The following is a 26,751-nucleotide window of genomic DNA, read 5'->3' on the forward strand; positions in this document are numbered from 1 at the left end:
ATGAGCCAGCCCGATCCAACCCTGCGACCCGAACCCATGGAGGGCGAGACCGAGGATCGCGCCCTGCGCCCGCAAGCACTGACCGAATTTATCGGACAGGCCGAGGCGCGGGCCAATCTGCGGGTCTTTATCGAAAGCGCAAAGATGCGCGGCCGGGCAATGGACCATACCCTGTTCTTTGGCCCACCCGGATTGGGTAAGACCACTCTGGCACAGATCATGGCGCGCGAACTTGGCGTGAATTTCCGCATGACCTCGGGTCCGGTTCTGGCCCGTGCGGGCGATCTTGCGGCGATCCTGACCAATCTGGAAGCGCGCGACGTGCTGTTCATCGATGAGATTCATCGTATGAACCCGGTGGTGGAAGAGGTGCTTTACCCGGCGATGGAAGATTTCGAACTTGATCTGGTTATCGGCGAAGGGCCGGCGGCGCGGACCGTGCGGATCGAATTGCAACCCTTTACCCTTGTTGGGGCGACCACCCGGCTTGGCCTGCTGACCACGCCCTTGCGCGATCGTTTCGGCATCCCGACGCGGCTGCAATTCTATGAGACCGAGGAACTGGACCTGATCGTGCAGCGCGGTGCCCGGAAACTGGGGATCGAAGCCGACCCCACAGGCACGCGTGAGATCGCTCGCCGCGCCCGTGGCACGCCTCGCATTGCAGGGCGTTTGCTGCGCAGGGTGATCGACTTCGCTCTTGTCGACGGAGACGGGCGCCTGACTCGTGACATCGCGGATTCCGCGCTAACGCGGCTTGGCGTGGATGATATCGGCCTGGATGGGGCGGATCGGCGCTATCTCAAGGTGATCGCCGAACATTACGGCGGTGGGCCGGTCGGGGTCGAGACGCTGTCGGCGGCTCTGTCCGAAAGCCGCGATGCGATCGAAGAAGTGATCGAGCCTTTCCTTCTGCAACAAGGGCTGATCGCGCGGACCCCACGCGGAAGGCAGCTTGCGCCGCGTGCGTGGCGGCATCTGGGACTGGCGGCGCCGGTATCACCCGGCCAGTCGGATCTGTTCGAGGAGTAATCCCTGAAGCGGGCTCGGTCGCATCCGATTCGGGAAAGACCCGTTTTCGAGATTGTCTTCTGACGAAAGCCGGGCCGTTCAGGGCGTCAGCCCTTCGGGATCAGGCAGACCGTTGGCGCGGGCTGTCGCGGTCAGGGTATTCGCCAGCAGGCATGCGATCGTCATCGGACCGACGCCACCGGGAACCGGAGTGATCGCGCCTGCAACTTGCGACGCCGTGGCGAAATCGACATCCCCGACAAGGCCGTCATCGGTGCGGTTGATGCCGACATCCACGACGGCCGCACCGGGCTTGATCCAGTCCCCATGCACAAAATTGGGGCGGCCGACGGCCGCGACGACGATATCGGCCTGACCGCACAGCTCGGGCAGGTTGCGCGTGCGGGAATGCGCAATCGTCACCGTCGCACTGTCACGCAGCAAAAGCTGGGCCATCGGCTTGCCCACGATATTGCTGCGTCCGATGACCACCGCGCTTTTGCCCGACAGATCGCCCAGCAGGTCGCGCAGCAGCATCAGGCAGCCAAGCGGGGTACAGGGGACCATGGCTTTCTGCCCGGTGGCCAGTCTTCCGACATTCAGAATGTGGAAACCATCGACATCCTTCTCGGGCCGGATCGCATTGATGACTGCCGCTTCGTCCATATGCGCGGGCAGGGGAAGCTGCACCAGAATCCCGTTCACAGCAGGATCGGTGTTCAATTGCTCGATCAGGGCAAGCAGCTCGGCTTGCGGGGCTTCCGCGGAAAGGCGATGGGCGAAGGAATTCATGCCGGTTTCGCGGGTCTGCTTTTCCTTCGAACGCACATAAACCTGACTTGCCGGATCTTCGCCGACCAGCACCACGGCCAGACCGGGCGTGATCCCCTGCGCTATCATCGCGGCTGTCTGGAGTTTGATCTGTTCACGTAAACCAGCGGCAAAGGCTTTCCCGTCGATCACTTTGGCAGTCATTCGCTGTCTCCCTTCAGGTGGCGGTTTTCCTGTGCAATGGCGGCTTCGACAAGCTGGCGCCAGATCGAGCCGATCAGATTCGGGTCCAGCCCATTCTCGGCCGCATGTCGGCTTGCATTCGCGATGACCTCTTCGACACGCCAGTCGATACGGGCGGGCAGGTTCCGGACCGCCTTGATCTGTGCGGCACGGTCGATCATGGCGCGGCGACGGGCAAACAGGCGGATCAGCTCTGCGTCAAGCGCATCGATTTCCGCGCGCAGCGCGGGCATGTCGGGAATGTCATCGATCTCTGTCATCGTGACAAGGACATGCAACGGCAGAGCGGCGGTTGCAAGAGAGACGGGGTAATACTTTATGGTTCCTATGCCCGTGGCCCGGCGTTAACATCCCATTGCGTGCAGCAGATCAAAAGGAGATCGCAATGCCGACGAATAATGTTCTTTACCGCACCAGCGCGACCGCGACAGGGGGCGGGCGCGACGGCAGGTCACAGGTGGATGATGGCAGTTTCACCGCGGATCTGACCGTCCCGAAGGAACTGGGCGGGCCGGGTGGCGACGGGCTCAATCCCGAAAAGCTGTTTGCAACCGGCTATGCTGCCTGTTTCATGGGGGCCATGCGGCATTATGCGGCCTCGAAAAAGATCAAGGTTCCCGAAGATGCCAGCGTTCAGGTCAGCGTCGGGATCGGCCCGCGCGAGGATACGGGCTTCGGGCTGGAGGTTCAGATCACCGTCAGCCTGCCGGGAGTCGAGCAGGCAGTGGCCGAAGATCTGATCGCGGGCGGACATCAGGTCTGCCCTTATTCCGATGCGACGCGGGGATCGTTGCAGATCACACCGAAACTCGCCTGACAAGATGATGGCAGGATGCGGGTTCAGCTTTTCGCGGCGACCCGCATCCTGATTGAATGCCTGCCGCGTTTTCCCGAACCCGCCCGACTTCTTCACTTAGATATCCCGCCGTCGCGGGGCGCCTCTCAATAACGAGTCCGATACGGCCTGTTCTCGGAATATTGTGATAACGCAATGAAAAGCCCCGGCCTTTTGAAAGCCGGGGCTCGCATTGTTCGGGATAAGGAAGATCAGGCAGGGGCCGGGGTGCCGCCGGGCGCGGATTTTCCTGCCTTCGGAACAGAACTGACGGACGGCACCAGGCTGCCCGGTGCATCATCATCGTCGCCATCCAATGCATCGCCACGGATGATCTTGCCGATCTCTTCGCCGGTCAGGGTCTCGTATTCCAGAAGCCCTTTGGCGAGCTTCTCGAATTCTTCTTCCTTTTCGATCAGGATGCTGCGGGCTTTCTGATAACCTTCCTCTATCAGTTCGCGGACTTCCTGTTCGATCAGTTCCTTGGTCGCGGCCGAGATCGAAAAGCCGCCGGTCGAGCCGTTATACCCCTCATGCGCCTCGGCATAATCGATATTGCCGACCTTGTCCGACATGCCCCACCGCATGACCATGGCGCGGGCAAGCTGGCTGGCTTGCTGGATATCGCCCGCAGGCCCGTTGGACACGCCTTCTTCACCATATTTCAGGATCTCGGCGGCCTTGCCGGCCATGGCCATGGCCAGTTTCTGTTTAACCTCGTCCTTGTGATAGTTCAGCCGGTCCATCTCGGGCAGGCTGACCACCATGCCAAGCGCGCCGCCGCGCGGGATGATCGTCGCCTTGTAGACGGGATCGCATTTCGGAAGAGAAAGGCCGACGATCGCGTGTCCCGCCTCGTGATAGGCGGTCTTTTCCTTTTGCTCGGGGGTCAGCACCATGCTGCGCCGCTCGACCCCAAGCATGACCTTGTCCTTCGCGTTCTCGAAATCGACCATCGAGACGAAACGCCGCCCGATCCGCGCCGCCATCAGGGCAGCCTCATTCACGAGATTCATCAGATCCGCACCCGAAAAACCCGGTGTGCCACGCGCGATCAGGCGCAGGTCGACATCGGGACCGACCGGGACTTTGCGAGCATGGACCGAGAGGATCTTCTCGCGGCCCTTGATATCGGGATTCGGTACATGGATCTGCCGGTCGAAGCGCCCCGGGCGCAGCAATGCCGGATCCAGCACATCCTTGCGGTTCGTGGCGGCGATGATGATGATACCTTCATTCGCCTCGAACCCGTCCATTTCGACAAGAAGCTGGTTCAGGGTCTGTTCGCGTTCGTCATTGCCGCCGCCGATGCCGACCCCGCGCGAACGACCCACGGCGTCGATCTCGTCGATGAACAGGATGCAGGGAGCGGATTTCTTGGCCTGCTCGAACATATCGCGGACCCGGCTTGCGCCGACACCCACGAACATTTCGACGAAATCGGAACCCGAAATGGTGAAGAACGGCACGCCAGCCTCGCCCGCGATCGCGCGGGCCAACAGGGTCTTACCGGTACCCGGAGGGCCAACCAGCAGCGCACCTTTCGGGATTTTCCCGCCAAGACGGCTGAATTTCTGCGGATTGCGGAGGAATTCGACGATTTCTTCCAGCTCTTCCTTGGCCTCATCGATGCCGGCCACATCATCGAAAGTGACACGCCCATGCTTTTCGGTCAGCAGCTTGGCGCGGGATTTACCGAAACCCATGGCTCCGCCGCGACCACCGCCCTGCATGCGGTTCATGAAGAAGATCCAGACGCCGATCAGCAGGATGAAGGGAAGATAGACCCCCAGGAGAGACATGAAACCCGATTGTTGCTGTTTGACGACATCGACCTTGACGCCCTTGTTGATCAGCTTGTCGGCGATTTCTTCGCCCACGGGGCGGATGGTCGTGTATTGTTGCTGATCACTACCCATGATCGACAATTCTTCGCCGTCAATGGTGACAGATGTAACCTCGTCCTTGTCGACGCGCTCGATGAAGTCCGAGTAGCTGATTTGCCGGGCATTCATATTCGCGGCGCCGTCGCTGAACAGGTTGAACAGCGCCACAATCATCAGGAACAGAACTACCCAAAAGGCGAGGTTACGTGCATTGCCCAAATCGGGTCCTCCGGCAAAAATCGGTTCTAGATGAAAATAGGGATTATTGGCGGAGGTTCAATGTACCAAAAGCAGTCTGCGCAAATCAGTCGCATTCCGAAGCGGCTCTGCGATGTATCGGTCGCAATCCCGCAAGAGAGGTGCGGCGATCAATTTCGTACCGTTCCAAACGGCCGGACTCGAGGCGGCTTCGTCTCTGCTTAGACTGCTATCACGCCAGGGCAGGTCGATAAGCGGGGCAAATCCAAGGGCCGCGATGTGTTCGCCCTTTTGCAGTCCCTTGATATTCCACCGGTTATCCCAGTCCGGGCCATGACTTTCGCCAGCTTTTTTTGCTGCGGCGGGTTCACGGATCAATCGCAGCATATCCTTCATCGGCTCGATCAGGACACCGTCCAGCGTGACGCGGTTATGCGCGGCAATGGATTCGAGCGCATTCAGAACCGTTTGACGACGGGGGGGATAATTCGCGCCGGTGATCCAGCGACAGCCCGCAATCAGAAGCCGCCGGAAAATTTCAGGCGGTGCATCTTGCAGGGGCGCATGGGGAAGATGCAACGAGCCGTGACCGATAATCGCCTGTTCCGCCAGCCGTGCCGTATAGTGGTTAAGTGCCGCGCGCGCCTTGCCGAGATTCGTGGCTGAAAGCGCAATAGCTTGCGGATCCAGCGCCAATGCCGTCATTGCGTGGCGGATCCGGACGCGGTCATAGTCGGTATTCTCGTTACTGGGATCGTCAATCCAGTCAAGCCCGTGATCTGTCAGCCAGCGGCGCAATTCCTCTCTGGTGGTTTGCAGCATCGGGCGCAGCCAGCGAATGTCGTGAAATTGACGCGTTTCGGCCATGCCGGAAAGCCCATCGATACCCGCCCCGCGCGCGAGCCGCATCAACAGGGTTTCAGCCTGATCATCTGCCGTATGGCCAAAGGCGATGGCGGGCAGATCATGCCTTTTCGCCCAATCCGACAGCAACCGCATGCGCCCTTCACGCGCATTCGCCATAAGATTGCCGCCTTCCGATGTCTCACGCTGCCAAAGCAACACGTCATGGCGCAATCCCAGTTTCGCCGCGTTTCTGGCAACCTTCTGCGCTTCGGATGCGCTTTCCGCCCGAAGACCGTGATCCACCGTGGCCACCTGGATCCGACGACCGGCGGCCCAATTGGCGATCATATGCATCAATGCGGTTGAATCTCCGCCGCCTGACACCGCCACGCCCAGGGCGGGCAGGTCCTTCGCCTGACGATCAAGCGCCGCGCATACCCGGGATTCGAGATCGGCCGGAGATGCAGTCACCTATCGCCTCATTCCTGGTTTACCAGATCCGCAGCCGCCTCGGGGTTTACTGTCGCGTCTTGTTCGGCTCCCAGCACCTTGCTGGCGCAGTCAAGCGCCGTCAGGCGGTGTTCGGCCTCCTGGGATTGCGCGGTACCCGGAAAGCGTGCCGGGATTTCGGCAAGATACAGGCAGGCAGCGACAGGATCGCCATCGGCCTCGATCACCCGGGCGATGCCCAGCAGACTATCCGCCGCCCGGGAACCGTCGGGATCGGCGGTGAAACCTTCAAGCCATGCCGTCGCTGCGGCCCGGGGCTGTCCGATATTGTCCAGCGCCGTTCCCCGCAGATAATAGGCTTGTGCGGTCAAAGGTCCGCCTGCATGGTTTTGCGCCACCGCCGCGAACATATCTGCCGCGCGCCGGAACTCGCCCGCATTCAGGGCCTTGTAAGCGGCATCGAAATCCGCCTGCTCTTCGGAAGACGCCGTGTCATTTTCCCCGTCAGGCGCTGTTGCGCCATTGCCGACCTGTGGAATAATCTCGACCCCGGTACCTTCCGCGCCCGTATCTGGCGCCATCAGGGCACCAAGATCGCAGGTTTCGTCCATCTCGCACAGACGGAATTCCAGATCGTCCATGCGTGCGGTGCTTTCCCTGATGACCGTCCGGATGCGATTCTGAAGCTGTTCTGTCTGATCGGTCAACTGGTTAAGACGGTCTTCCATGGCATTCATGCGATCGATGGCATTCGCGCCGCCGGCCTCCTGATAGCCCTCGGATCCGGCGGCGCTCAACTCGCCGCGCAGGCTTTGCAACTGATTGCGCAGATCCGAGATGGTGGCCCGCAATCCGGCAAGGGTCGGCTCCTGTGCTTGCACAGGCAATACCGTCATCGCGATCAAAAGCGCGGCGGCGGCGGTTTGCTTGATCACGATCCAACCCCGGATGCACTGACTACGGTAACGGCCCGCCGGTTTTTCGCGTAGCAGCTTTCTTCCGAACAGACCTCTGCCGGGCGTTCCTTGCCGAAACTGAGTGTGCGGATGCGGCCCGATTCGACACCATTGGCGACCAGATATTCCTGTACAGCGCCTGCCCGCCGCGCGCCCAGTGCAAGGTTATATTCGCGGGTGCCGGTCTCTTCGGCATGCCCCTGCACGACAGCCGAGAATTCCTGATGCTTCGTCAGCCATTCGGCCTGACGGTTGAGAATCGCGCGGGCCTCGGAATTCAGGGCGGTCTGGTTGGTCGCGAACAGGATGGTGTCGCCAACCTGGCTCGAAAAATACTGGGCGGTCGCCTCTCCGGTAAGAGCGCCGCTGGCCAGGTCACCCTGATACAGCGCTCCGTTGCCCAGATTGGCGTAAGGGTCCTGAACCTGCTGGGCAGGAGGCTGCTGCGCGCAGGCGGCAAGCATAACGGCTGATAGTGTGAGAGGAAGAAGATATGGTTTCATTGCAGGGTTCCTATGGCAACAAGGGACCCCAGGATGGGTCCGACGCGGCAGAATTGAGTTCGAGCGGACGCATATTCCGTCCACTGATATCAACCGAGTGGAGGCGCGGCTGTCCATTTCCGCCCGGTGTCACTCGGGTAAACATGATGACTCGTCCATTGGGGGCCCATGTCGGACCTTCGTCAAGAAACGAATCGGTCAGGGTTTTCTCTTCCGAGCCGTCGCTGCGCATGACGGCGATATGAAAACGATCCCCGAGCTGCTTTGTAAAGGCAATCATGTCGCCTTTCGGGGACCAGGTGGGATCGCCATAGCGGCCTTCGCCAAAGCTGATGCGGGTCGGCTCTCCGCCCTCTATGGGCACGACATATAGCTGCTGAGTGCCCGAGCGGTCCGATTCAAAGACGATACGCTTGCCATCGGGACTGAATGAGGGCGAGGTATCTATCGCATGGGTCTTGGTCAACGGACGCCCGGTCCCCGTCGCGGCGTCCATCAGCCACAGATCGGTATCGACGCCATTATCCTGCGCAAAGGCGATCCATCGGCCATCGGGCGAAAAGACCGGCGAAAAGGCCATGCTGTTGCCGCCCTGCGTCAGAGGTCGCGAGGAAACGCTTGCGACATCAAGAATCTGAAGCTGCGGAAAACCGCTTTCAAAGCTGGTATAAACGATCTTCTTTCCGTCAGGGGAAAATTGCGGCGCCAGCACCAGCGATGAACTGTCTGTCATCCACAGGATATTCGCGCCGTCGTAATCCATGACTCCGATCCGCTTGATACGGGCATCCTTCGGACCGGTTTCCTGCACGAAGGCCACCCGGCTGTCGAAATAGGCGGATTCGCCGGTCAGCCGGGAATAGATCTGGTCTGCAATCTTATGGGCTGCGCGCCGCCAGTCGCCCGAGCGCGCGACGAATTGCATTCCGTCGCCCAGCGGCTGGCCGGCGAAAATGTCGAACAACCGGAACTTGACGTTGATCTCTTCGCCCTGACCGCTGACATCGGCGGTGACCAGCGCTTGCGCATTGATCGCCCGCCATTCCTCATAGGCGACGGCATCGTTGAAATCGTCATGGCTGGAGACATGCGCGTCCCGGGCGATCTCGCGGAACAGGCCGGTGCCGGTCAGGTCATCGGCGACAACCTGCCGAATTTTTCCGGCGAGATCGGAATCGCCGTAGAAATCGGGGATGGCGATGGCAACCGGATCGGTTACGCCGTCGGTGATTTCGATTCGCAACGGTCCGTCCTGCGCCAATGCGGGCAGTGCAGTCACGGCGGCAGCGCCTGTCAGGCCAAGCGCAAGAACGAGGGCAGGGGTCAGATTATGGAACATGCTTTCCTCTTTAACGTCATTGACGGATGGGAAAAAGGGCGAGTCATGGCTGTTCCCCTTGTTCAAATCGTATTCCATCCGGGCGAAAATCAACGATCACGTTGCGCCAGCGGCCGTATTTCTCGCGCGGTAGGGGAAAACCCGCCCGTCCGCAATTCAGAATCGCGCGACGTGCGGTTTCATATGCGATCTGTGTCGAGGTCTGCGACGAGCCGCCCTGCGAATCGATAAGCTGAAGGCTGTTCAGTTCGGGGCGACCGTCAGGCGACATCTGGAATTCGATCGATACCGCCACGCGCGAGGCATCCACCGAAAGCGCGCCACGTTGCCAGCATCCTTCAAGCGCGATCCGAAAACCCTCGCGTTCTGACATGGAAAGGGGCTGGCCAAGCGGCGCAGCCCCCGTTGTCGTTTCGCTCGCATCCGACTGCTGGTCTGTCCGCTCATCCGGTTCCGGCAAGGGGGTCGGCGTGATCGGGGTCGGTGTCAGCTGGTTCGGCTCGGGGGGCGGATCCTGCCGGGGTTCGGCGGATTGATTCTGCGACATGGCGTCGGAAAGCGCAGCGGAAAGCGGATCCTGTTCCGCCGAAGCACCGCTGCCACCCTCGATGCGCTGGACATTGCCACCGGCCGTTTCACCGGTAGAAGCCGTATCTTCGCCCTCCGATCCGGATTCGCCTTGCTGTGCCTCGCGCAGGGCATCCTCGACCGACTGGCGGCTTTCGGCTTCCCGTTCGGCCTCGCGGGCGGCGTCCTCGGCGGCTTGCCGTTCTTCCTCCCTGCGAGCTTCTTCTTCGGCTTGCCGCCGTTCTTCCTCGGCCCGTGCTTCTGCCGCTGCGGCTTGCCGTTCGGCCTCTTCCCGTTCCGCCTGTTCTGCCGCGCGGCGTTGCTCTGCTTCCCGTTCGGCTTGCTCGGCGGCACGGCGTCGTTCGGCTTCCTGCGCCGCTTCTTGGGCGGCCTGGCGTTCTTCTTCCCGCTGCCGGGCTTCTTCCGCGGCCTGTTGCCGTTCCTCTTCGGCGCGCCGCGCGTCTTCTGCGGCTTGCCGTTCAGCGGCTTCCCGTTCGGCCTGCTCGGCGGCGCGTTGCTGTTCTTCTTGCGCGGCCTGTTCCGCCGCCCGCCGTTCTTCTTCGGCCTGCGCGGCTTCCTGGGCGGCTCGCCGTTCCTCGGCCTCGCGTGCTGCCTGGGCTGCTGCCTGTTGCGCGCGTTCAGCCGCCTGCTGGGCTGCAATCCTCGCATTATAATCTTCGACCAGCCCATCGGGGCGGTTGCGCGGGCGTGTGGAACTGTCCAACGCCAGTGCCGATACGGGTGCGCTGGGCTCTATAGTTTCATCCTGTTCCGAGGGTTCCGGGCGTGCCGGCTGCTCGGGCGCCTGCGGCTGTGTACTGGCCGCGGGTGCGGCGGGCGCCGCCTCTTCCTGCTCGGGTATATCGGGGGCATCGGGCAGATCGGTGGCGACATTGACCGGTTCACGATTCTCGAAATCGCTCAGGTCAGGTTCGGCCTCCGATGCATCGGGCTCCGCGAGTTCCTGCGCTTCGGATTCTGAATTCGGCGCTGGCGTCTCTTCGGGTGCCTCTGCCTGAGTGCTTTCAGTTTCGGGTTCGGTGATTTCCGTGACCGCCGTGGCATCCGGGTTAACCGGCCCTGCGCCGCGAGAGGCGGCGGCATATTGCTCGAATTCGGCGCCGCTCATAGTTGCGACCTCGGTCATGCGCACCGGCTGCGAGGGCTGCGGCCGGAACAGAACACCGCCCAGCAACGCCCAGAGGATCAGTGCGGCATGCGCGATCCCCGAAATCCACCATCCGATGCGTTCTTCCCGGTCGGACATGTATCAGCCGTCCATCCGTGGGCCGCCGGTATCGGTCACCAGAACGATATTGGTGAAGCCGGCAGCGTTCAAAGCCCCCATGATCTGCACGACGCGCGCATAGGGAATACCGCCATCGGCGCGCAGGAAGATCTTGTCGGATTGCCGCTCTTCCAGAACCGAGCGAAGGCGCGTCAAAATCTCGTCATCCGCGACCGGATTATTCATCAGCGTGACCTGCCCTTCGGCCGGAATCGAAATGACCAGAGGCTCTTCCGGTTCGGACGGCACGGCCGTTGCGGCAGTGCGGGGCAGGTTCAGCGGCACGCCTGCCGTCATCAGCGGTGCCGCGACCATGAAGATCACCAGCAGAACCAGCATCACATCCACAAAGGGCGTGACGTTGATCTCTGACATCGGGGCGTTGCGCCTGCGCCCGCGACCCTTGCGCGTTACCCGTTTGACGACATCCGCCATGGCTCAGCTTTCATCCATCTGCCGCGACAGCAGGGTCGAGAATTCATCGGCAAACGCTTCCCAGTTGCCAACGACCCTTTCGGCATCGCCCGACAGCTTATTGTAGAAGATCACCGCCGGGATGGCGGCCAACAAGCCAAGCGCCGTGGCCAGAAGCGCCTCGGCGATGCCGGGTGCGACGACGGCAAGGCTGGTATTCTGCGACATGGCGATTCCTTCGAACGCGGTCTTGATCCCCCAAACGGTGCCGAACAGCCCGATAAACGGTGCCGTCGCGCCGACTGTGGCAAGGAAGGACAGGCCGCGGAACAGCCGGGTTTCCTCGCGCTGGATCGCTACATTCATGGCACGGTCGATGCGCTGTGCGCCCCCGGGGATCAACGCTCCGTCATCGCGGTGACTGCGCCGCCATTCGGTCATGCCCGCCGCAAAGATCCGTTCGGACGCACCCGAAGGCGTTTCGCCCAGCCGGTCATACAGATCGTCCAGGGGTTCGCCCGACCAGAAGGAGCGGTCGAACCGCGACGCCTCACGTTTCGCATTGGCGAAGGTCAGGAATTTCTGAATAATGATCGCCCAGCCCCAGAAAGAGGCAATGATCAGGATGATCATCACGATCTTTACGGTCAGAGAGGCGCGGAAAAACAGCGCCATCAGCGAAAAATCAAGGGCCTGCGCGGCCTGAATGGGTTCCATTGTCACTGCCTCATATGGATCGGGCGCGTTTTGGGCCTTCTAGCGCCTGTTTTACAGGAGTTTTACCCCCCACGACAACACAATGCTGTCAATCTCCCGTGTCGGACGGGATCATCGGATCGCAAGCCGGTGTGCCGCGATTTTCTCATATGCTGGCCGCAGCTTATCCGCCAGACGCGCCAGGTCGCCACCCAGTTCCGGCAACGCCCCCTCGGCCCCGGCAAATCCGGTCGAGCGGTTGACCGCGTCATACCATACCTCACCCCAGACCCCATCCTCGGAATGCGGGCCGGGCTGCCATGACAGCATGCTTTCGCGGAATACGATGCCGATCCCGTCGCATAGCGCCTTCAGGGCAGGCGCGGGGGCGCGGCGGATATCGGCGCTGTCGATGACCAGAGGGACGGGGCCACGGGCGGCCATCTCCTGAAACATCTCCCATTGCCTATCGAAACCCAGTTCGTCCGGATCGGGCAGCCCCCGCTTGGCCGCAAAAGAGGCGGCGACCCGTTCGGGTTCGCGGATCAGGAAGACATTGGTCATCGCGGCGGTCCAGCCCAAATCCATATCGGGCAGCATATGCTGAACCATGTGCTTCTGATATTGGATCGGCTGCCCGCAAGGTTCCGTGGTCAATCCGGGCAGAACCTCGCGCCAGTCGGCTGGCTGGCTGGCGATCACCTTGTCGCGGACGGGATGGGGCAGACCGGTCCGGATCAGGTAATGCGCATAAAAGGGTTCATCCACGCAGGCACAATCGCCGCGTGCGCCGAATGATCGCATCATCGCGGTAGACAGATTCCGTGGCCCAGACCACATGGCGATCCGGTGCGGCTTAGTCATTCGTATCTTCCTTCAGGGCCGTGATCAGGGGCGCCGGCAGCCGGGCAGGGCGGCCGGAGGGGCCCAGGCAGACGATGGTGACGCGGGCGGTGAACAGAATCCGGCCATCCCGCAGCACCGCCTGATCCAGAACCACCCGTGCCGGGGTCGCGGTGACGGTTTCGGTCGTAACCTCCAGAAGATCATCGAATTTCGCCGGGTGCAGGTAGTCGGCCTCGACCCGCCGCACGGCAAAGACATGCCCGGTATTGTCCTTAAGCGCCGCCTGATCCAATCCGAGTTGCCGCAACCATTCAGACCGGCCGCGCTCGATGAATTTCAGATAATTGGCGTAATAGACGATCCCGGCAAGATCTGTGTCTTCGTAATAGACCCTTATGGTCAGGCGATGTGCCATATCGGTTCCTTTCGGTCTGCGCAGCCTGTTTTGCCGTTCACTCTGCATATTGTGCAATGACGTCGAACACAGAAAGCGAAAAATCGCGCCTAATCATTCGGATGAGCAGCCATATTTCAATGTCACAAAACAGACGCATTTACGCGCCGCATTTCAGAAGGAGAAGAAAAAATGAAAGTCCTTACAGCGTCTTTGCTTGCCTTGGGTCTTGTCGCCAGTGCCGCTTCGGCGGGCCAGTACCCCGGAACCAGCAGGAATTCGACTGTCGAGCGCCCGGCACCGAATACCCAGCAGATCGAGGTCAGAGCCGGCTCCGTTCTGACGGCGCCCGAACTTAAAAGGGCCAATCTTGCAGCAGAGGACCTGATCACGGTGACGAGTTTCCCAAGCCCGGAAAACGCTCGGTTAACCAACGAGCGCTAATTCCTTTCGCGAGGCATCCGTAATTGTACGGGTGTCTCGTGTTCGGCTGCCTGTGACCGATACCGCCCGCTTTGGGCGGTATTTTTTTGTCGTGATCTTGTCAAACCTGCCCTGCGGAAACATTTCCCTAGTCATGGACACGACCGTTCTTCGCACATTCATCAGCATCCTTGACGAAGGCAGCTTTTCCGCAGCCGCCAGACGCATGGGAATTTCCCGCAGCCTTTGCAGCAAATATATCTCTGATCTCGAGTCCGATCTGGGTGCAAGGCTGTTGACGCGCACGACGCGCGCACTGCGTCCGACCGCGCTGGGGACCGAATATGCCCAGCATATCCGAGAGGTCCTGAACAAGCTGGACAACGCGAATGAAATGGTGCGCAGCGCCTCGGGTCACCCGGCTGGGGCGCTCAAGATCGGGGCGCCGTCAGCCTATGTCCATAAAGTGTTTCATCCGCATATCCTGCGTTTCATGGACGATCACCCCGATATCCAGATGGAGATGGTGCTGGATGACGGCGTCACCAATCTGGTCGCGGGCGGTTTCGACGCGATGATCCGCATCGGCATTCTGGGGGATTCCACTCTGCATGCCCGCAAGCTGCATGAAGCGACGATCCTGCTGGTTGCCTCGCCCGATTATCTGGACCGGCAGGGTATTCCGGAAAGCCCCGCGGATCTGTCCCGCCACAGCTGCCTGCATTACACCAATCTTCGCGGATCGGGCACATGGCCCATGCGCTGCGGCGACCAGACCTTTCATCAGAAGGTTCAGCCGGTCTTTTCGACCAATAATACCGAACTGCTAAAGTCTTTGGCCGTCAGTGGAAAAGGGATTGCGCTTCTGCCGCGCTTCATCGTGGCAGAAGATCTCGCGGCGGGCCGGCTGGTGCAACTGCTGACCAATTTCACGCTGCCGGATATCCCGGTGAATCTTGTCTATCCGACGGGCAAGCTGATGACGGCGGCGATGCGCAGTTTTCTGGACTTCACCACCCAACTGCGTCTGCTCTGAAACGGGTGTTTCCGGCTCAGCACTGCGCCATACGCGCGGCCAGACGCATTGCATGGGCGGGCTGATCCGTGGCGACCGGCAGTACCGGGTCATAGGCCGCCCGGATCAACGCGGCCAGTTCCGGCGAAGGTGCGATCTCGCGGGCGAAACTCAATGCGCTGCGCATCATGAGCGCCTCGGCAAGTGCGGCCGGATGCGCTTTGGCTAATGAGCCGGACATACGCAGAAAGATCATGCAGGCCCGGATGCCCCCATCGGGATCAAAGCGGAACAGACGATATTGATCGGCCTTTCCGCCTTGCAGTCGGGCAGGCAGGCCGGGTTGTCCTGTCAGATGGTCAAGATCGGGAACGCCATCCATCTCTGCCCAATCCCGCATGAAAAACAGCATCAGATTGCTACCCATCTCGGGATCGGTATCGATGACCGGATGCCTTGCATGCGCATATCCCGCGCGGATCGCACTGCGAAAAATATCGAGACTTTCATCCGCCAGCCCAAAAATCACCGGTGCAACCGGCCGTCCCCAGCGGGCGCAAAGAAAGGCTCCGTCCTCGCCTGTGAACAAGGTGGCGATCCGCTCGGGTGTCATGCCTGCCAAAGCCTTTCTACTTCATGAAAATATCCCGGGGGGAGCCATCGTATAAACCATGACGGGGGGCAACGCCCCCCGTTTGACAGCCCAGGATGACGGCCAGTCACAATGTCAGCTGACGATCGTCGCCTCGGTCGCCGCGCGAAGCTCGTCTTCCGTCACGCCATCGGCGGTCTCGACGATCTTGAGCCCGCCCGGGACGACATCCAGAACCCCCAGATTGGTGATGATCCGGTCGACGACTCCCTTGCCGGTCAGCGGCAGGGTGCAGGTTTTCAGCAGCTTGGATTCGCCGGCCTTGTTGGTGTGGTCCATGACCACGATCACCCGGCCCACGCCTGCGACCAGATCCATCGCACCGCCCATGCCCTTGACCAGCTTGCCCGGAATCATCCAGTTCGCCAGATCGCCATTCTCGGCCACTTCCATCGCGCCAAGGATCGCCGCGGCGATCTTGCCGCCGCGGATCATCCCGAAACTCATCGCGCTGTCGAAATAGGATGTCCGCGACAATTCGGTTATGGTCTGCTTGCCGGCATTGATCAGGTCGGGATCCTCCTCGCCCTCATAGGGGAAGGGGCCCATGCCAAGCATGCCGTTTTCGGATTGCAGGGTAATGTCCTTGTCGCCGACATAATTTGCCACCAGCGTCGGAATCCCGATGCCGAGATTCACATACATGCCGTCTTCCAGCTCTTGTGCGGCACGTTCGGCCATCTGGTTGCGATCCCACCCTTTCATCTCACTGGGCATTACGCGGTCTCCTTCTTGCGGGTGGTACGCTGCTCGATGCGCTTCTCATGCTGTCCCTGCACGATCCGGTGCACATAGATGCCGGGCAGGTGGATCAGATCGGGATCAAGGCTGCCGCGCGGCACGATTTCCTCGACCTCGGCCACGCAGACACGCCCGCACATCGCCGCCGGAGGATTGAAATTACGCGCCGTCTTGCGGAATACCAGATTGCCTGTGTCATCGGCTTTCCACGCCTTGACGATCGACAGATCGGCGAAAATGCCGCGTTCGAGGATATAATCCTCGCCGTCGAAACTCTTGACCTCCTTGCCCTCTGCGATCTGGGTGCCGACGCCGGTTTTGGTGTAGAAGCCGGGAATGCCCGCACCGCCCGCGCGCATCCGTTCGGCCAGCGTACCCTGTGGGTTGAATTCAAGCTCCAACTCACCGGACAGGTATTGCCGCATGAATTCGGTATTCTCGCCGACATAGGAGGACATCATCTTGCTGATCTGCTTCGTGTCCAGAAGCTTGCCCAGCCCGAACCCGTCGACGCCGCAATTATTGCTGGCCACGGTCAGATTCCTGACCCCGCTTTTGACGATCGCGTCAATCAGCAATTCGGGAATCCCGCAAAGGCCGAAACCTCCGGCTGCGATCAGCATCCCGTCCTTCAAGAGGCCATCAAGCGCCTCGTCCGCATTGGCATAGACCTTTTGCATCGGTCCTCCTTTGATACATCGCTGCGTTGTATCTTAACTGACGGGTCCGCACGGCCAAGTCAATCTGGCGCGGCCGGAATCACCAAGCCTGTCAGACGTTAACATTTTCATATGTGAAGAATTTGCTTGAGCGGGCATCGCGCGAGCAAGTGGAAAGACCCGGTTTCAGGGCAAGATTGCCAGCCACATCCAGATGCTTAGGATCGACAGCGCGGTGCCGATCAGCACCGTGGAAGCGGCGACGCGACGGGCTGCTCCGTAGAAATTGGCGAAGAGATAGGCATTGACGCCCGGCGCCATCGATGCGGTCATGACGCCGGAGCGCATGCCCGCCGTATCGAGTCCGACAAGCGAGCCAATCCCGAAGACAATGGCCGGATGCAGGATCAGCGAGCAGGCGCAGCACATGACGATTGCGGATATGTCTCCTTCCGGGCGATAGCGATACAGGACTCCCCCAAGGCCGAACAGGGCCGCAGGCAGTGCCGCATGCGAGATCATCCCGACCGCCTCCCAGAAGCTGTCGGGCATGACGAGTCCGGCATGTATCAGCAGGTTCATCGCAAACCCGCAGAGTATCCCGATAACCATCGGCGTGCGCAGCGTTCCCGACAAGGCACGCAAGGCCACCCGGCCCAGGGACATCCCGCTGCCCTTGGCGCGGGTGAACTCCATGAAGCTGATCCCGAATGTGTAAAACAGCGGCGAGTGCAGCGCGATGATGGTCCAGTTCCCGGCAAGCGCTTCGGGGCCATAGGCGCGTTCGGTGATGGGAATTCCCAACAGCACCGTGTTCGAGAACAGACAGGTGAAGCCGATCACCACGCAATCCTGAGGCGCGCGTTTAAGCAGATATTTCGCGGCCGCCCATCCTGCGAAAAAGCTGATCCATGCGCCCAGGTAGAATGAAATCAGCATGGATGGACGGAACTCTGCCCCCAGATCCAGCCGGGCCATCGATGAAAACAGCAGGACCGGAACCGCGAAATTCTGGGCGAATATCATCAGCCCGTCCACGGCGCTTTCGCTGAACCATTTTCTCCAGCTGACAAGATAACCGAAACCGACCACCAGGAAGACCGGCAGGATGATCGTCAGAAGCGCGTTCACAGCAGCGCGGCCATTGTCGCGGGAAGCTTGGGATCGTCGGACAGGGTTTCAAGCACCATCCCGTCATGTGCGGGAACAACGTGATCCGGGGTCTCCGCCATGACCCTATCGTAATCCATGTCGATATGCATATTGGTCAATACGCCACGCCTACAGCCGGAACGCGTGATCCATTCCAGCGCCTGCGCCATATGGGCGTGGCTGGGATGCGGCTGAGGACGCAGCGCGTCGATCACGAAGATATCCGCGCCCTCGATCAGCGTCCATGCCGCGGCGGGGATCTCTGAGACATCGGGCAGATAGACCAGACCGCCGATGCGAAAACCCAGCGCAGTGATGCCGCCATGCTGCACCCGGAACGGGTGGAAGGTGATCGAACCTCCCGGCCCGTCGATGGTGACCGGGCCATCGATCGGATGCAGCTCTGCGATCGGGGGATAATGGCTTCCCTCGGGCGCCGCGAAGATATAGCGGAAACGCTCCATCAGGGCTTCGGTCGTCGGTTGATCGGCCCAGACCGACATGATGCGGCGGGCATTGTAAACCGGTTGCCGCAGATCATCGATGCCGTGGATATGATCGGCATGGGGATGGGAATAGATCACCGCATCCAGTGTGCTGACCCCGGCATCCAGAAGCTGCGCTACCAGATCGGGACCGGTATCGATCAGCACCTGTGTCACACCCTTGTCCCCATGCCGTTCGACCAGCAGTGAACAGCGTCGGCGGCGGTTCTTTGGGTTGTTCGGGTCGCATGCCCCCCAACGCCCCCCGATTCGCGGCACCCCGCCCGACGAGCCGCAGCCAAGGATGGTCGCGCGGATCACGCCTTGCCTCCGACGGCCTTCCAGAACAGCCGGTCGAAATTCTCTGATGTCTGGCGGGCGAAATCAGGGTAATCCATGCCGAACAGCCCGGCCCCGACTGCGGCGGTTTTGGCGGTATAGGCCGGTTCGTTCCGTTTGCCGCGATAGGGCGGCGGGGCGAGATAGGGGCTGTCTGTCTCGACCAGAATGCGGTCAACAGGCGCGGCGGCAAAGATCTCGCGCAGGTCCGCCGATTTCGGAAAGGCGGCGATTCCGGACATGGACAGATAGAAGCCAAGATCAAGCGCCGCCTGTGCAAGTGCCGGCCCCGAACTGAAGCAATGCATGACGCAGGTGAAGGCACCGGCGCGGTATTCATCCGACAGGATGCGGGCCATATCCTCATCGGCGGCGCGGGCATGGATGATCAGCGGCAGGCCGGTGCGGCGCGCGGCCTCGATATGGATGAGCAGGCTTTCCTGCTGAAGCTTCGCGCTTTCGGCGGTGTAATGATAATCAAGGCCGGTTTCGCCGATGCCCACGAATTTGGGATGATCCGCCAATGCGACCAGTTCCCCGACCGTCGCCATCGGCTCTTCCGCTGCACTCATCGGATGGGTGCCCGCAGCATAGAACACTTCGTCATAGGCTTCCGACAGGGCGCGGACCTGCGGCTCGTTCCGCAATCGGGTGCAGATCGTGACCATGCGGGTGACGCCGGCCTCGCGCGCGCGGGCGACCAAAGCGTCGCGTTCGCCGTCGAAATCGGGAAAATCCAAATGGCAGTGGCTATCGACGATCGGCGAGGCAGGGGCCGCTTGGGTCATGGGGCAGGTCAACTCTTGGCTGGGCGTGCGGATTGCGCAGGCGGCAGATGCGCCAGTTCCGTCAGCATATCCATCACCAGAGCGGCAGGGTCAAGGTTGACCGCCCGTCCCGCGCGGGCACGTGCCGACAGCCTTGCCTGCGCATCGGCCCAGTCCCGCGCTGCGAGATCATCGGGCGAAATCCGTGTCAGCAGAGCGCCTTCGCCATTTGCCGCCTGCGGAAGCGGCGCGCCCATCAGCCCGGTGCGGGCGGTCCGGGTCAGGAAGCGATCCAGCAGAGTAGTCGTCAGATCGAAGGGATCGCCATTGGCATTGGCTCGCCCCGCCGCCTGATCGGACAGTTTCGCCGCCGCCAGCCGGTCCAGCCGGGGCAGGGTGGCGAACAGGTCGACAATCTGCTGATAGCGGGCGAGCCCGTCCTGCCCGGAAAGCCTGAGCGCCTCGCCGACGGAACCATCGGACAGTGCTGCCAACGCCTCGGCATCTTCCTTTACGTCCAACCCGCCCAGCACATCGGTCATCAGCTCCGGCGTCAGCGGGTTCAGGCGCAGCAGCCGGCAACGTGATCGGATGGTCGGCAGAAGCCGCGCGGGTTGATGCGCGATCATCAGGATCAGCCCGTTTGCAGGGGGCTCTTCCAGCACTTTCAGCAACGCATTGGCGGCAGCGGTATTCATCTCGTCGGCGGCGTCGACAATGGCAATGCGCCAGCCGCCTTCGGAGGACGACAGATGAAAGAAAGACAGAAGTTTCCGGATCTCGTCCACGGTGATCTCGGTCCGCAATCGGCCCGCCTTGTCATCCCAGGGGCGGCGGACCAGTTGCAGCCCCGGCTCGGACAGCGCGCGAATCCGGCGCGCGGCGGGATCTTCCTCCGCGACGCTGAGATCGCCGCTTTCTGCACCCGAGATCAGCCAGCGGGCAATCGCCCAGGCAAGCGTGGCCTTGCCAACGCCGCGCGGCCCGGTCAGCAGCCATGCGTGATGCAGCCGCCCTCCCTTGGCTGCCTCGATAAAATCGGCGATGGCGTGATCCTGACCGACGATCCGGTTGGTCATGCGCGGATGCGGCGCGCCAGGAACCCGGTCGGGTTCGGGGATATCCTGCGGATCCGTACTCATAACGCGGCCCGGACGCGGGCGGCGACATCAGCGATATTGCCGCTGCCGTCGATCAGTCGTACCCGTTTGGGATATTCCCGCGCCAATGCCCGGAACCCCGTCGCCAGCTTTTCCTGAAAATCGAGGCCAAGGCTTTCGAAGCGATCCTCGGTTCCGCCACGTGCCTTGCCGCGGGCTAAAGCGGTTGCCGGGTCGATATCGATCACGAAGGTCCGGTCCGGTTCGGTCATGATCATCAGATCATGCAGCCGGTCAACCAGTTCGCGCAGGTCACCACGCGCCACGCCCTGATAAATCCGGGTCGAATCCGCGAAACGATCCGTAACGACGACTTGCCCTTGTTTCAGCGCCGGAAGGATCCGGCGTTCAAGGTGATCGCGGCGGGCAGCGGTGAACAGCAGGCATTCAGTCTCGGGTGACCAGCGCTCGCCTGCACCCTCGACCAGAAGCCTGCGGATTTCTTCGGCCCCGACGCTGCCTCCGGGTTCGCGGGTCAGCACGACATCACGTCCCTCGGCCCGCAACGCATCTGCCAGCATTTGCGCCTGAGAGGATTTCCCGCAGCCGTCGATTCCCTCGAAGCTGATGAACATCAGCCGCCCACGGCGTCGATGGCCTTGGAGCCCAAACGCAGAACCGCGCCTTTCATCCTGCCCATGAAACCCGCTTCCGGCACATCCTGCGCGGCAAGCAAAGGCGTGACCGCGTTCTTGGCCCCCGGAACCGTCACTACAAGCTGCCCCAGTTGATCACCCTTGGCGATCGGCGCGGGAATGGGGGAATTGTATACCGCTTCGACCTTCACCTGATCCTGAGCACCTGCCGGAACCAGCACATTCGCCCCGTCCTTCGTCGTCAACCCTACTTTGGGCAGGGTACCCAGCCAGACCGGAGCCTCGATCACGGTTTCCCCCGCCGGAACCAATGTCTCCATCGTGAACTGGCGGAATGCCCAGTTGACGATCCGTTCCGCCTCTTCGGCGCGGGCGGCATCGCTTTGCAGTCCGGTGATGACGAAAATGACCCTGCGACCATCCTGAACAGCCGACCCGACCAGCCCGTAACCGGCCTCCTGGGTGTGGCCGGTTTTCAGGCCATCCGCCCCGATGCCCAGCTTCAATAGCGGGTTACGATTGAACCGATTCGCCGGCGCGCGATTGTCGAACGGGAATTCGGTCAGGGCGAAATTCTTATAAAGCTCGGGGAAATCGCTGATCAGATGCATCGCCAGAATGCCCAGATCATGGGCGGTCATGCGATGTCGCGGATCGGGCCAGCCCGAGGAGTTGGCGAAGACGGAATTGGTCAGCCCCAGTTCCTTGCCCTTTTCGGTCATCTGCCGGGAAAATGCCTCTTCAGTGCCTGCCAGTCCTTCGGCGACGACCACGCAGGCATCATTGCCGGACAGAACGATGATTCCCTTGATAAGCTCATCGACGGTCGGCCGGTCCTGCTCGTTGAGGAACATGGTCGAACCGCCCATCTGTCGCGCCTTTGTCGAAACCGGCAGGCGGGTATCCGGTTGCACCCGCCCTTCGTGGATCGCCTCGAACAGCATATAGGTCGTCATCAGCTTGGACATCGATGCCGGGGGAATCGGCTGGTCGGCATTCTTTTCCATCAACACCGTGCCGGTCGCCATGTCGTAAACCCACGCCGTTTGGGCATTCGTATCGAATGCCTGAGCCGGAGCGGACAAAGCCAGCAGGGCAATTAGCTTCAGCAGGAATGCGCGCATGGGATGTCCTTTGCCAGTTACGTATCGATGGTTACTATATGGGCGATCATGCCGCAACGCGGCTGCGCTATTCGCGCCCTGATTTGAACGGATTTTTATCGCGACGATATGAAGCGATCCCGTTCGATACGAATCCCCTCCGGGCGATTATGACCTTTCACCGAATTACCTCCTTTGGAATCGGTGATACCACCCAGCTTCGAGATTGCAGAGGGCGCGTCATTCGGTCGCAGCAGGTAACCGGGCGCCACGCCTGTCCGAGCGCCGGGAATCTTCATGAGCGATTTTTTGCTGACCGCTCTGTCCCCCTGCTTTTGTTCACGAAAACGTTAATCTCGACCCGTAATATCGTCTATGTGGGGCAGAAGGTAAAAATTTACCACTTCCGCGGGAAAGATTCGCGTTATGGTAAACATCTGCTCACCCATACTTTGAGGAGGCTGCCATGCCCCATTTTTCGTGCTTTGGCATCAATAGATATCCGACGCGCCTTTTCGCGCCGGATGACGTCATGTCCGGCAACCCCTGGGCCGAATTCGAGGAAGAACTGACCAGACTGGACGCTGTCATCACCGATATCAACATATCCGGCAGCGATCCCACATTGCAGGTCCGGGCCAGCAATGGCGTGAACTGGACCATCGAACTGGGTGATCGTAGCCGTAATCGCGAGGCCGGACTGGAGGATGCCTCGGCCATCATTGGCGATCCGGTTTCGGTTACCGGGCGGCAGACGCATCATTTCAGCGAAAACCGGATCAAGGCTATCGAACTGACCATCAATAATCGCGATTACAAACTTTACCCCGAGGAGCGGAACCGCGGGTTCTGAATTTCTTGGCAGATATAACCTTCGGTCCTGCGCCAGCCATCGAGTTGTCATTTTACCGTCAGGGAAGGGGCGCTGCCTCTTTCCAACCGCCGCCGCAGGGATTAGCTTGCCGCCATGCGCTGGACCGTTCCGAATATCCTCACTCTCTTGCGGCTGATCGCGGCACCTGCCGTGCCGCTGATGTTCCTGTATTTCCACCGCCCCTGGGCGGATTGGGCGGCGCTTGCGCTGTTTCTGGTCGCGGCGATAACTGACTGGTTCGACGGTTATCTGGCGCGCGCCTGGCAGCAGGAAAGCCGCTTTGGTGCCGCCATGGACCCGATCGCCGACAAGGCGATGGTGGTGATCGCCATCGTCGTGATCACCGGCTATTCGGGCATGAACCCCTGGCTGATTCTGCCGGTGACGGTGATCCTGTTCCGCGAAGTATTCGTTTCGGGCCTGCGCGAGTTTCTGGGCGCGAATGCCCGGCTGTTGAAAGTCACCAGGCTGGCGAAATGGAAAACGACCTGTCAGATGGTCGCGATCGCGGTGCTGTTCCTGGGTACCGGGCTGGCTTACGTGGAACATGGCCGTCCGCCGCTGGTGGGTGAAGGGCATCTGCCCTGGTCCGATAGTTGGTCAGACCTGGCAACGCAGCTTGGCCTTGTGCTGATCTGGCTGGCAGCGATCCTTACCGGATGGACCGGCTGGGAATATTTCACCAAGGCGCGACCTTATCTGCGGGAGCCGAAAGATGACGCTTGATGTCCTGTATTTCGCATGGCTGCGCGAACGTATCGGCCAGCCCCGCGAGCGGATCGAGACCGATGCCGCCACGGTTCGCGATCTTGTGGCCGAACTGGCCGCGAAGGATGAATGGCACGCTGCCGCATTCTCTGACATGTCGGCGGTGCGCTGCGCCGTGGATCAGCAACTCGCCGAGCTGGATACATCGCTGAACGAGGTTCGCGAAGTCGCTTTCTTCCCCCCCATGACCGGAGGCTGAGCCATGTCCGCCCACGTCCAGACCGCGCCTTTCGATCTTGCCGCCGAACTGCGCGGCTTCGGAAAGGGCGCTGGCGCGGTCGTTACCTTTTCGGGCGTGGTGCGTGATGATACGGGGCAGATGACAGGTCTTGAGATCGAGCATTATCCCGGCATGACCGAACGGATCCTGAACGATTACGGCCAGCAGGCCGCCAGCCGGTTCAAGCTGACCGATTGGCGGATCCTTCATCGCCATGGCCGTTTGGCGGTGGGCGAGCAGATCATGATGGTCGCTACCGCCGCCCGCCACCGCCGCGCGGCATTCGACTCGGCGGATTATCTGATGGACTGGCTGAAATCCCGCGCGCCCTTCTGGAAACGCGAGCTTTCCGCTGATGGCGGCGGGACATGGGTCGATGCAAGGGACAGCGACGAAACCTCGCTGAAACGCTGGTGATTTTCGTCTTTGCCCAGATACCTGTCCGGGATTGTCACCAGTGATCCGTCCGGAATTGCGCAAATTTCTTTCGCGCTGGTCCGAGCCGCTGGTCGCGGGGGGCATATCCCTGGCCGGTCTGTGGCTGGCGTTTCGTGGCGGCTGGTTTCTTGCCCTGCTTGGGGGGATGATCATTCTGGTTGGGGCGGCGCTGCTGATCGGCGCATGGCAAAGAATGCCCTTCCGCCGCAGGATCGCGGCACCTGGCGTGGTCGAGATCGATGAGGGAACTGTCCGCTACTATGACGTTACGGTTCCGGGGGGCGAAATTGCCCTGCGGGATCTGACGGAAATCCGGCTGCTGCGTCTGAATGGGCGCGGCTATTGGCGGTTGCGTTCCGATTTGAACGAGGCGCTGCTGGTTCCGGTCGATGCGGCGGGTGCCGAAGCGCTGGCGCACGCCTTCACCGCATTGCCCGGATTGGATATGGGGCTGCTCTCTGCCGCATTGGCGCATCTGGGGGAACAGCGGGACGCCATGCGCACCGTTTGGACGAGGCCCGGTCGTGGCGGGTTGACTCGGCCGGGTCCTGTTGCCACCTGTGACACGGATCAATCTTGAAAGGGCCTCATCGCCATGTCCATTCCACAGCAGGGCGGTGGCCCGATCGAGCACCGCGATCAACTGGTCAACTATATCGCCTCGGGTGAGAAACCCCGTGACGCATGGCGAATCGGCACAGAGCACGAGAAATTCGGTTACTGCAAAGACAAGAAGCTGCCATTGCCCTATGAGGGCGACTGCTCGATCAAGAGCATGTTGACCGGGTTGCAAGAGCGTTTCGGCTGGCAGCCGATTTTCGAGCAGGACAATATCATCGGGCTGGAACGGAACGGCGCTAATATCAGCCTTGAACCGGGCGGACAGCTTGAACTGTCGGGCGCGCCGCTGGAAACGATTCACCAGACCTGCGACGAGGTGAATCAGCATCTGGCCGAGGTGAAGACGGTTGCCGATTCCATCGGTGCCGGGTTCATCGGGCTGGGAGCCGCCCCGATCTGGTCGCAAGACCAGATGCCGATGATGCCCAAGGGGCGTTACCGGCTGATGACCGATTACATGGGACGCGTAGGTACTTTGGGTACGCAAATGATGTACCGGACCTGCACGGTGCAGGTGAATCTCGATTTCGGCTCGGAAGCGGACATGGTGCAGAAACTGCGCGTCGCGCTGTCGCTGCAACCGGTCGCGAATGCGCTTTTCGCCAATTCTCCCTTTCTCGATGGCAAGCCCAACGGCATGAAAAGCTGGCGTGCGCATATCTGGCAGAATCTCGACGATGCGCGGACAGGGATGCTGCCTTTCGTTTTCAAGGATGGTTTCGGCTATGAAGCCTGGGTCGATTACGTTCTGGATGTGCCGATGTATTTCGTCTATCGCGACGGCAAATATATCGATGCGCTTGGCCAGAGCTTCCGCGATTTTCTGAATGGCCGCCTGCCTGCGCTTCCGGGCGAGATCCCGACGCTGTCGGATTGGGCCGATCACCTGACCACGGTTTTCCCCGAAGCCCGCGTGAAGAAATTCATCGAGATGCGCGGCGCGGATGGCGGGCCGTGGCGCAGGCTTTGCGCATTGCCGGCCTTCTGGGTCGGGTTGATCTATGATCAGCAGGCGCTTGATGCAGCTTGGGATCTGGTCAGGGGATGGGATGACGGGACCCGTGAAGGCTTACGGCATGCGGCGGGCAAGGATGCGCTTGCCGGAGTTGTCGGAAACCTCCGGATTCACGATCTTGCGCGTGAGGTGCTGGCGATTGCAGAGCAGGGGCTGAAACGCCGCGCGCGGGCCGGTGCCGGCGGGCTGGTCCCGGATGAAACGCATTTCCTGAATGCACTTCGGGAAAGCGTCGATACGGGCAAGGTTCCGGCCGATGAATTGCTGGAACGCTATCATGGTGACTGGCAGGGCGATCTGTCGCATATCTATGCGGAATATTCCTATTAACGCAAATTATCCGCGTAAGGGGGGGGGGGGGGGGGCCCCCCCCCCCCCCCCGCCGTTTTTTTTTTTTTTATAACCCGCGGGGGGGGGGGGGGGGGGGGGGGGGTGTTTTGGGACGGGGGGCGGCGGGCGAGGGGGAGAATAGGGTAGGTG

General features: G+C 61.0%; 31 protein-coding genes. 10 read left to right on the plus strand and 21 right to left on the minus strand.

Annotated elements, in window-relative coordinates; genetic code table 11:
- A complete protein-coding gene (gene ruvB, locus Q0601_RS21610) occupies nucleotides 1–1,032 on the plus strand; it encodes a Holliday junction branch migration DNA helicase RuvB (RefSeq protein WP_305292003.1) in 1,032 nt (343 codons plus the stop codon).
- Nucleotides 1,033–1,110: 78 nt separating this feature from the next.
- On the opposite strand, the gene folD is transcribed toward ruvB, so the two are convergent.
- Entirely contained in the window at nucleotides 1,111–1,986 is an 876-nt protein-coding gene (folD, locus tag Q0601_RS21615; protein WP_305292005.1) for a bifunctional methylenetetrahydrofolate dehydrogenase/methenyltetrahydrofolate cyclohydrolase FolD, read from the minus strand.
- Nucleotides 1,983–2,285, minus strand: a complete 303-nt coding sequence (locus Q0601_RS21620) for a chorismate mutase (RefSeq protein WP_305292008.1) — start codon at nucleotides 2,283–2,285, stop codon at nucleotides 1,983–1,985. The genes folD and Q0601_RS21620 overlap by 4 nt, the downstream gene beginning before the upstream one ends.
- A gap of 125 nt (nucleotides 2,286–2,410) precedes the next feature.
- On the opposite strand from Q0601_RS21620, the gene Q0601_RS21625 reads away from it, so the two are divergent.
- Nucleotides 2,411–2,842 (plus strand): organic hydroperoxide resistance protein, encoded by a 432-nt coding sequence (locus Q0601_RS21625; protein ID WP_305292010.1) that lies wholly within the window; start codon nucleotides 2,411–2,413, stop codon nucleotides 2,840–2,842.
- 230 nt (nucleotides 2,843–3,072) lie between these two features.
- Here the strand turns inward: Q0601_RS21625 and ftsH are convergent, their stop codons facing one another.
- The 10 genes from ftsH to ybgC all read right to left on the minus strand — a co-directional run bounded on the left by ftsH (nucleotide 3,073) and on the right by ybgC (nucleotide 13,264).
- Nucleotides 3,073–4,965 carry an ATP-dependent zinc metalloprotease FtsH gene (gene ftsH / locus Q0601_RS21630; RefSeq protein WP_305292012.1) on the minus strand — a complete coding sequence of 631 codons (1,893 nt, stop codon included), beginning with the start codon at nucleotides 4,963–4,965 and terminating at the stop codon, nucleotides 3,073–3,075.
- Nucleotides 4,966–5,022: 57 nt separating this feature from the next.
- On the minus strand, nucleotides 5,023–6,261 hold the full coding sequence (gene tilS, locus Q0601_RS21635) for a tRNA lysidine(34) synthetase TilS (RefSeq protein ID WP_305292014.1): 1,239 nt from the start codon (nucleotides 6,259–6,261) through the stop codon (nucleotides 5,023–5,025).
- Nucleotides 6,262–6,269: 8 nt separating this feature from the next.
- A complete protein-coding gene (locus Q0601_RS21640) occupies nucleotides 6,270–7,175 on the minus strand; it encodes a tetratricopeptide repeat protein (RefSeq protein WP_305292015.1) in 906 nt (301 codons plus the stop codon).
- Nucleotides 7,172–7,699 (minus strand): peptidoglycan-associated lipoprotein Pal, encoded by a 528-nt coding sequence (gene pal / locus Q0601_RS21645; RefSeq protein ID WP_305292017.1) that lies wholly within the window; start codon nucleotides 7,697–7,699, stop codon nucleotides 7,172–7,174. Before pal ends, Q0601_RS21640 begins: the two co-directional genes overlap by 4 nt.
- Nucleotides 7,700–7,709: 10 nt before the next feature.
- Complete coding sequence (gene tolB / locus Q0601_RS21650) at nucleotides 7,710–9,038, minus strand: Tol-Pal system beta propeller repeat protein TolB (RefSeq protein ID WP_305292020.1); 1,329 nt, start codon at nucleotides 9,036–9,038, stop codon at nucleotides 7,710–7,712.
- Nucleotides 9,039–9,081: 43 nt separating this feature from the next.
- A complete protein-coding gene (locus Q0601_RS21655; RefSeq protein WP_305292022.1) occupies nucleotides 9,082–10,872 on the minus strand; it encodes a prolipoprotein diacylglyceryl transferase in 1,791 nt (596 codons plus the stop codon).
- Nucleotides 10,873–10,875: 3 nt separating this feature from the next.
- Nucleotides 10,876–11,328, minus strand: coding sequence for an ExbD/TolR family protein (locus tag Q0601_RS21660; protein ID WP_119750968.1), 453 nt, complete (start codon nucleotides 11,326–11,328; stop codon nucleotides 10,876–10,878).
- A gap of 3 nt (nucleotides 11,329–11,331) precedes the next feature.
- Nucleotides 11,332–12,024, minus strand: coding sequence for a protein TolQ (gene tolQ / locus Q0601_RS21665; RefSeq protein ID WP_305292026.1), 693 nt, complete (start codon nucleotides 12,022–12,024; stop codon nucleotides 11,332–11,334).
- A 111-nt stretch (nucleotides 12,025–12,135) separates the two neighbouring features.
- Complete coding sequence (locus tag Q0601_RS21670) at nucleotides 12,136–12,867, minus strand: sulfotransferase-like domain-containing protein (RefSeq protein WP_305292027.1); 732 nt, start codon at nucleotides 12,865–12,867, stop codon at nucleotides 12,136–12,138.
- Nucleotides 12,860–13,264, minus strand: a complete 405-nt coding sequence (ybgC, locus tag Q0601_RS21675; RefSeq protein WP_305292031.1) for a tol-pal system-associated acyl-CoA thioesterase — start codon at nucleotides 13,262–13,264, stop codon at nucleotides 12,860–12,862. The genes Q0601_RS21670 and ybgC overlap by 8 nt, the downstream gene beginning before the upstream one ends.
- Nucleotides 13,265–13,435: 171 nt before the next feature.
- On the opposite strand from ybgC, the gene Q0601_RS21680 reads away from it, so the two are divergent.
- Together Q0601_RS21680 and Q0601_RS21685 are read left to right on the plus strand one after the other, a co-directional pair.
- Nucleotides 13,436–13,687, plus strand: a complete 252-nt coding sequence (locus tag Q0601_RS21680) for a hypothetical protein (protein WP_305292033.1) — start codon at nucleotides 13,436–13,438, stop codon at nucleotides 13,685–13,687.
- Nucleotides 13,688–13,820: 133 nt separating this feature from the next.
- Nucleotides 13,821–14,702 (plus strand): LysR family transcriptional regulator, encoded by an 882-nt coding sequence (locus Q0601_RS21685; protein WP_305292035.1) that lies wholly within the window; start codon nucleotides 13,821–13,823, stop codon nucleotides 14,700–14,702.
- 16 nt (nucleotides 14,703–14,718) lie between these two features.
- Here the strand turns inward: Q0601_RS21685 and Q0601_RS21690 are convergent, their stop codons facing one another.
- From Q0601_RS21690 to Q0601_RS21730, 9 genes are all read right to left on the minus strand, one after another.
- A complete protein-coding gene (locus tag Q0601_RS21690; RefSeq protein ID WP_305292037.1) occupies nucleotides 14,719–15,294 on the minus strand; it encodes a hypothetical protein in 576 nt (191 codons plus the stop codon).
- A 114-nt stretch (nucleotides 15,295–15,408) separates the two neighbouring features.
- A complete protein-coding gene (locus Q0601_RS21695; protein WP_305292038.1) occupies nucleotides 15,409–16,050 on the minus strand; it encodes a CoA transferase subunit B in 642 nt (213 codons plus the stop codon).
- Nucleotides 16,050–16,754 (minus strand): CoA transferase subunit A, encoded by a 705-nt coding sequence (locus tag Q0601_RS21700; RefSeq protein ID WP_305292039.1) that lies wholly within the window; start codon nucleotides 16,752–16,754, stop codon nucleotides 16,050–16,052. The genes Q0601_RS21695 and Q0601_RS21700 overlap by 1 nt, the downstream gene beginning before the upstream one ends.
- Nucleotides 16,755–16,919: 165 nt before the next feature.
- Nucleotides 16,920–17,864 (minus strand): AEC family transporter, encoded by a 945-nt coding sequence (locus Q0601_RS21705; RefSeq protein ID WP_305292041.1) that lies wholly within the window; start codon nucleotides 17,862–17,864, stop codon nucleotides 16,920–16,922.
- Complete coding sequence (locus Q0601_RS21710) at nucleotides 17,861–18,691, minus strand: MBL fold metallo-hydrolase (RefSeq protein WP_305292043.1); 831 nt, start codon at nucleotides 18,689–18,691, stop codon at nucleotides 17,861–17,863. Before Q0601_RS21710 ends, Q0601_RS21705 begins: the two co-directional genes overlap by 4 nt.
- Entirely contained in the window at nucleotides 18,688–19,497 is an 810-nt protein-coding gene (locus tag Q0601_RS21715) for a TatD family hydrolase (RefSeq protein WP_305292045.1), read from the minus strand. The genes Q0601_RS21710 and Q0601_RS21715 overlap by 4 nt, the downstream gene beginning before the upstream one ends.
- An 8-nt stretch (nucleotides 19,498–19,505) precedes the next feature.
- Nucleotides 19,506–20,618 (minus strand): DNA polymerase III subunit delta', encoded by a 1,113-nt coding sequence (locus Q0601_RS21720; protein ID WP_305292046.1) that lies wholly within the window; start codon nucleotides 20,616–20,618, stop codon nucleotides 19,506–19,508.
- On the minus strand, nucleotides 20,615–21,211 hold the full coding sequence (tmk, locus tag Q0601_RS21725) for a dTMP kinase (protein WP_305292047.1): 597 nt from the start codon (nucleotides 21,209–21,211) through the stop codon (nucleotides 20,615–20,617). The genes Q0601_RS21720 and tmk overlap by 4 nt, the downstream gene beginning before the upstream one ends.
- Nucleotides 21,211–22,356, minus strand: a complete 1,146-nt coding sequence (locus tag Q0601_RS21730; protein ID WP_305292048.1) for a D-alanyl-D-alanine carboxypeptidase family protein — start codon at nucleotides 22,354–22,356, stop codon at nucleotides 21,211–21,213. Before Q0601_RS21730 ends, tmk begins: the two co-directional genes overlap by 1 nt.
- 445 nt (nucleotides 22,357–22,801) lie before the next feature.
- Here Q0601_RS21730 and Q0601_RS21735 point away from each other — a divergent pair, with 445 nt between their 5' ends.
- The 6 genes from Q0601_RS21735 to Q0601_RS21760 all read left to right on the plus strand — a co-directional run bounded on the left by Q0601_RS21735 (nucleotide 22,802) and on the right by Q0601_RS21760 (nucleotide 26,601).
- Nucleotides 22,802–23,188, plus strand: a complete 387-nt coding sequence (locus Q0601_RS21735; protein WP_305292049.1) for a hypothetical protein — start codon at nucleotides 22,802–22,804, stop codon at nucleotides 23,186–23,188.
- A 114-nt stretch (nucleotides 23,189–23,302) separates the two neighbouring features.
- Nucleotides 23,303–23,935 carry a CDP-diacylglycerol--glycerol-3-phosphate 3-phosphatidyltransferase gene (gene pgsA, locus Q0601_RS21740; RefSeq protein ID WP_305292050.1) on the plus strand — a complete coding sequence of 211 codons (633 nt, stop codon included), beginning with the start codon at nucleotides 23,303–23,305 and terminating at the stop codon, nucleotides 23,933–23,935.
- A complete protein-coding gene (gene moaD / locus Q0601_RS21745; protein WP_305292051.1) occupies nucleotides 23,925–24,176 on the plus strand; it encodes a molybdopterin converting factor subunit 1 in 252 nt (83 codons plus the stop codon). Before pgsA ends, moaD begins: the two co-directional genes overlap by 11 nt.
- A gap of 3 nt (nucleotides 24,177–24,179) precedes the next feature.
- Complete coding sequence (locus Q0601_RS21750) at nucleotides 24,180–24,614, plus strand: molybdenum cofactor biosynthesis protein MoaE (protein WP_305292052.1); 435 nt, start codon at nucleotides 24,180–24,182, stop codon at nucleotides 24,612–24,614.
- A gap of 40 nt (nucleotides 24,615–24,654) precedes the next feature.
- Nucleotides 24,655–25,215 carry a hypothetical protein gene (locus tag Q0601_RS21755; protein ID WP_305292054.1) on the plus strand — a complete coding sequence of 187 codons (561 nt, stop codon included), beginning with the start codon at nucleotides 24,655–24,657 and terminating at the stop codon, nucleotides 25,213–25,215.
- A gap of 15 nt (nucleotides 25,216–25,230) precedes the next feature.
- Nucleotides 25,231–26,601, plus strand: a complete 1,371-nt coding sequence (locus Q0601_RS21760) for a glutamate--cysteine ligase (RefSeq protein WP_305292056.1) — start codon at nucleotides 25,231–25,233, stop codon at nucleotides 26,599–26,601.
- The last annotated feature ends 150 nt before the right edge of the window (nucleotides 26,602–26,751 follow it).

The sequence above is a fragment of the Paracoccus wurundjeri genome, assembly GCF_030678915.1.
Lineage (GTDB): Bacteria > Pseudomonadota > Alphaproteobacteria > Rhodobacterales > Rhodobacteraceae > Paracoccus > Paracoccus onubensis_A.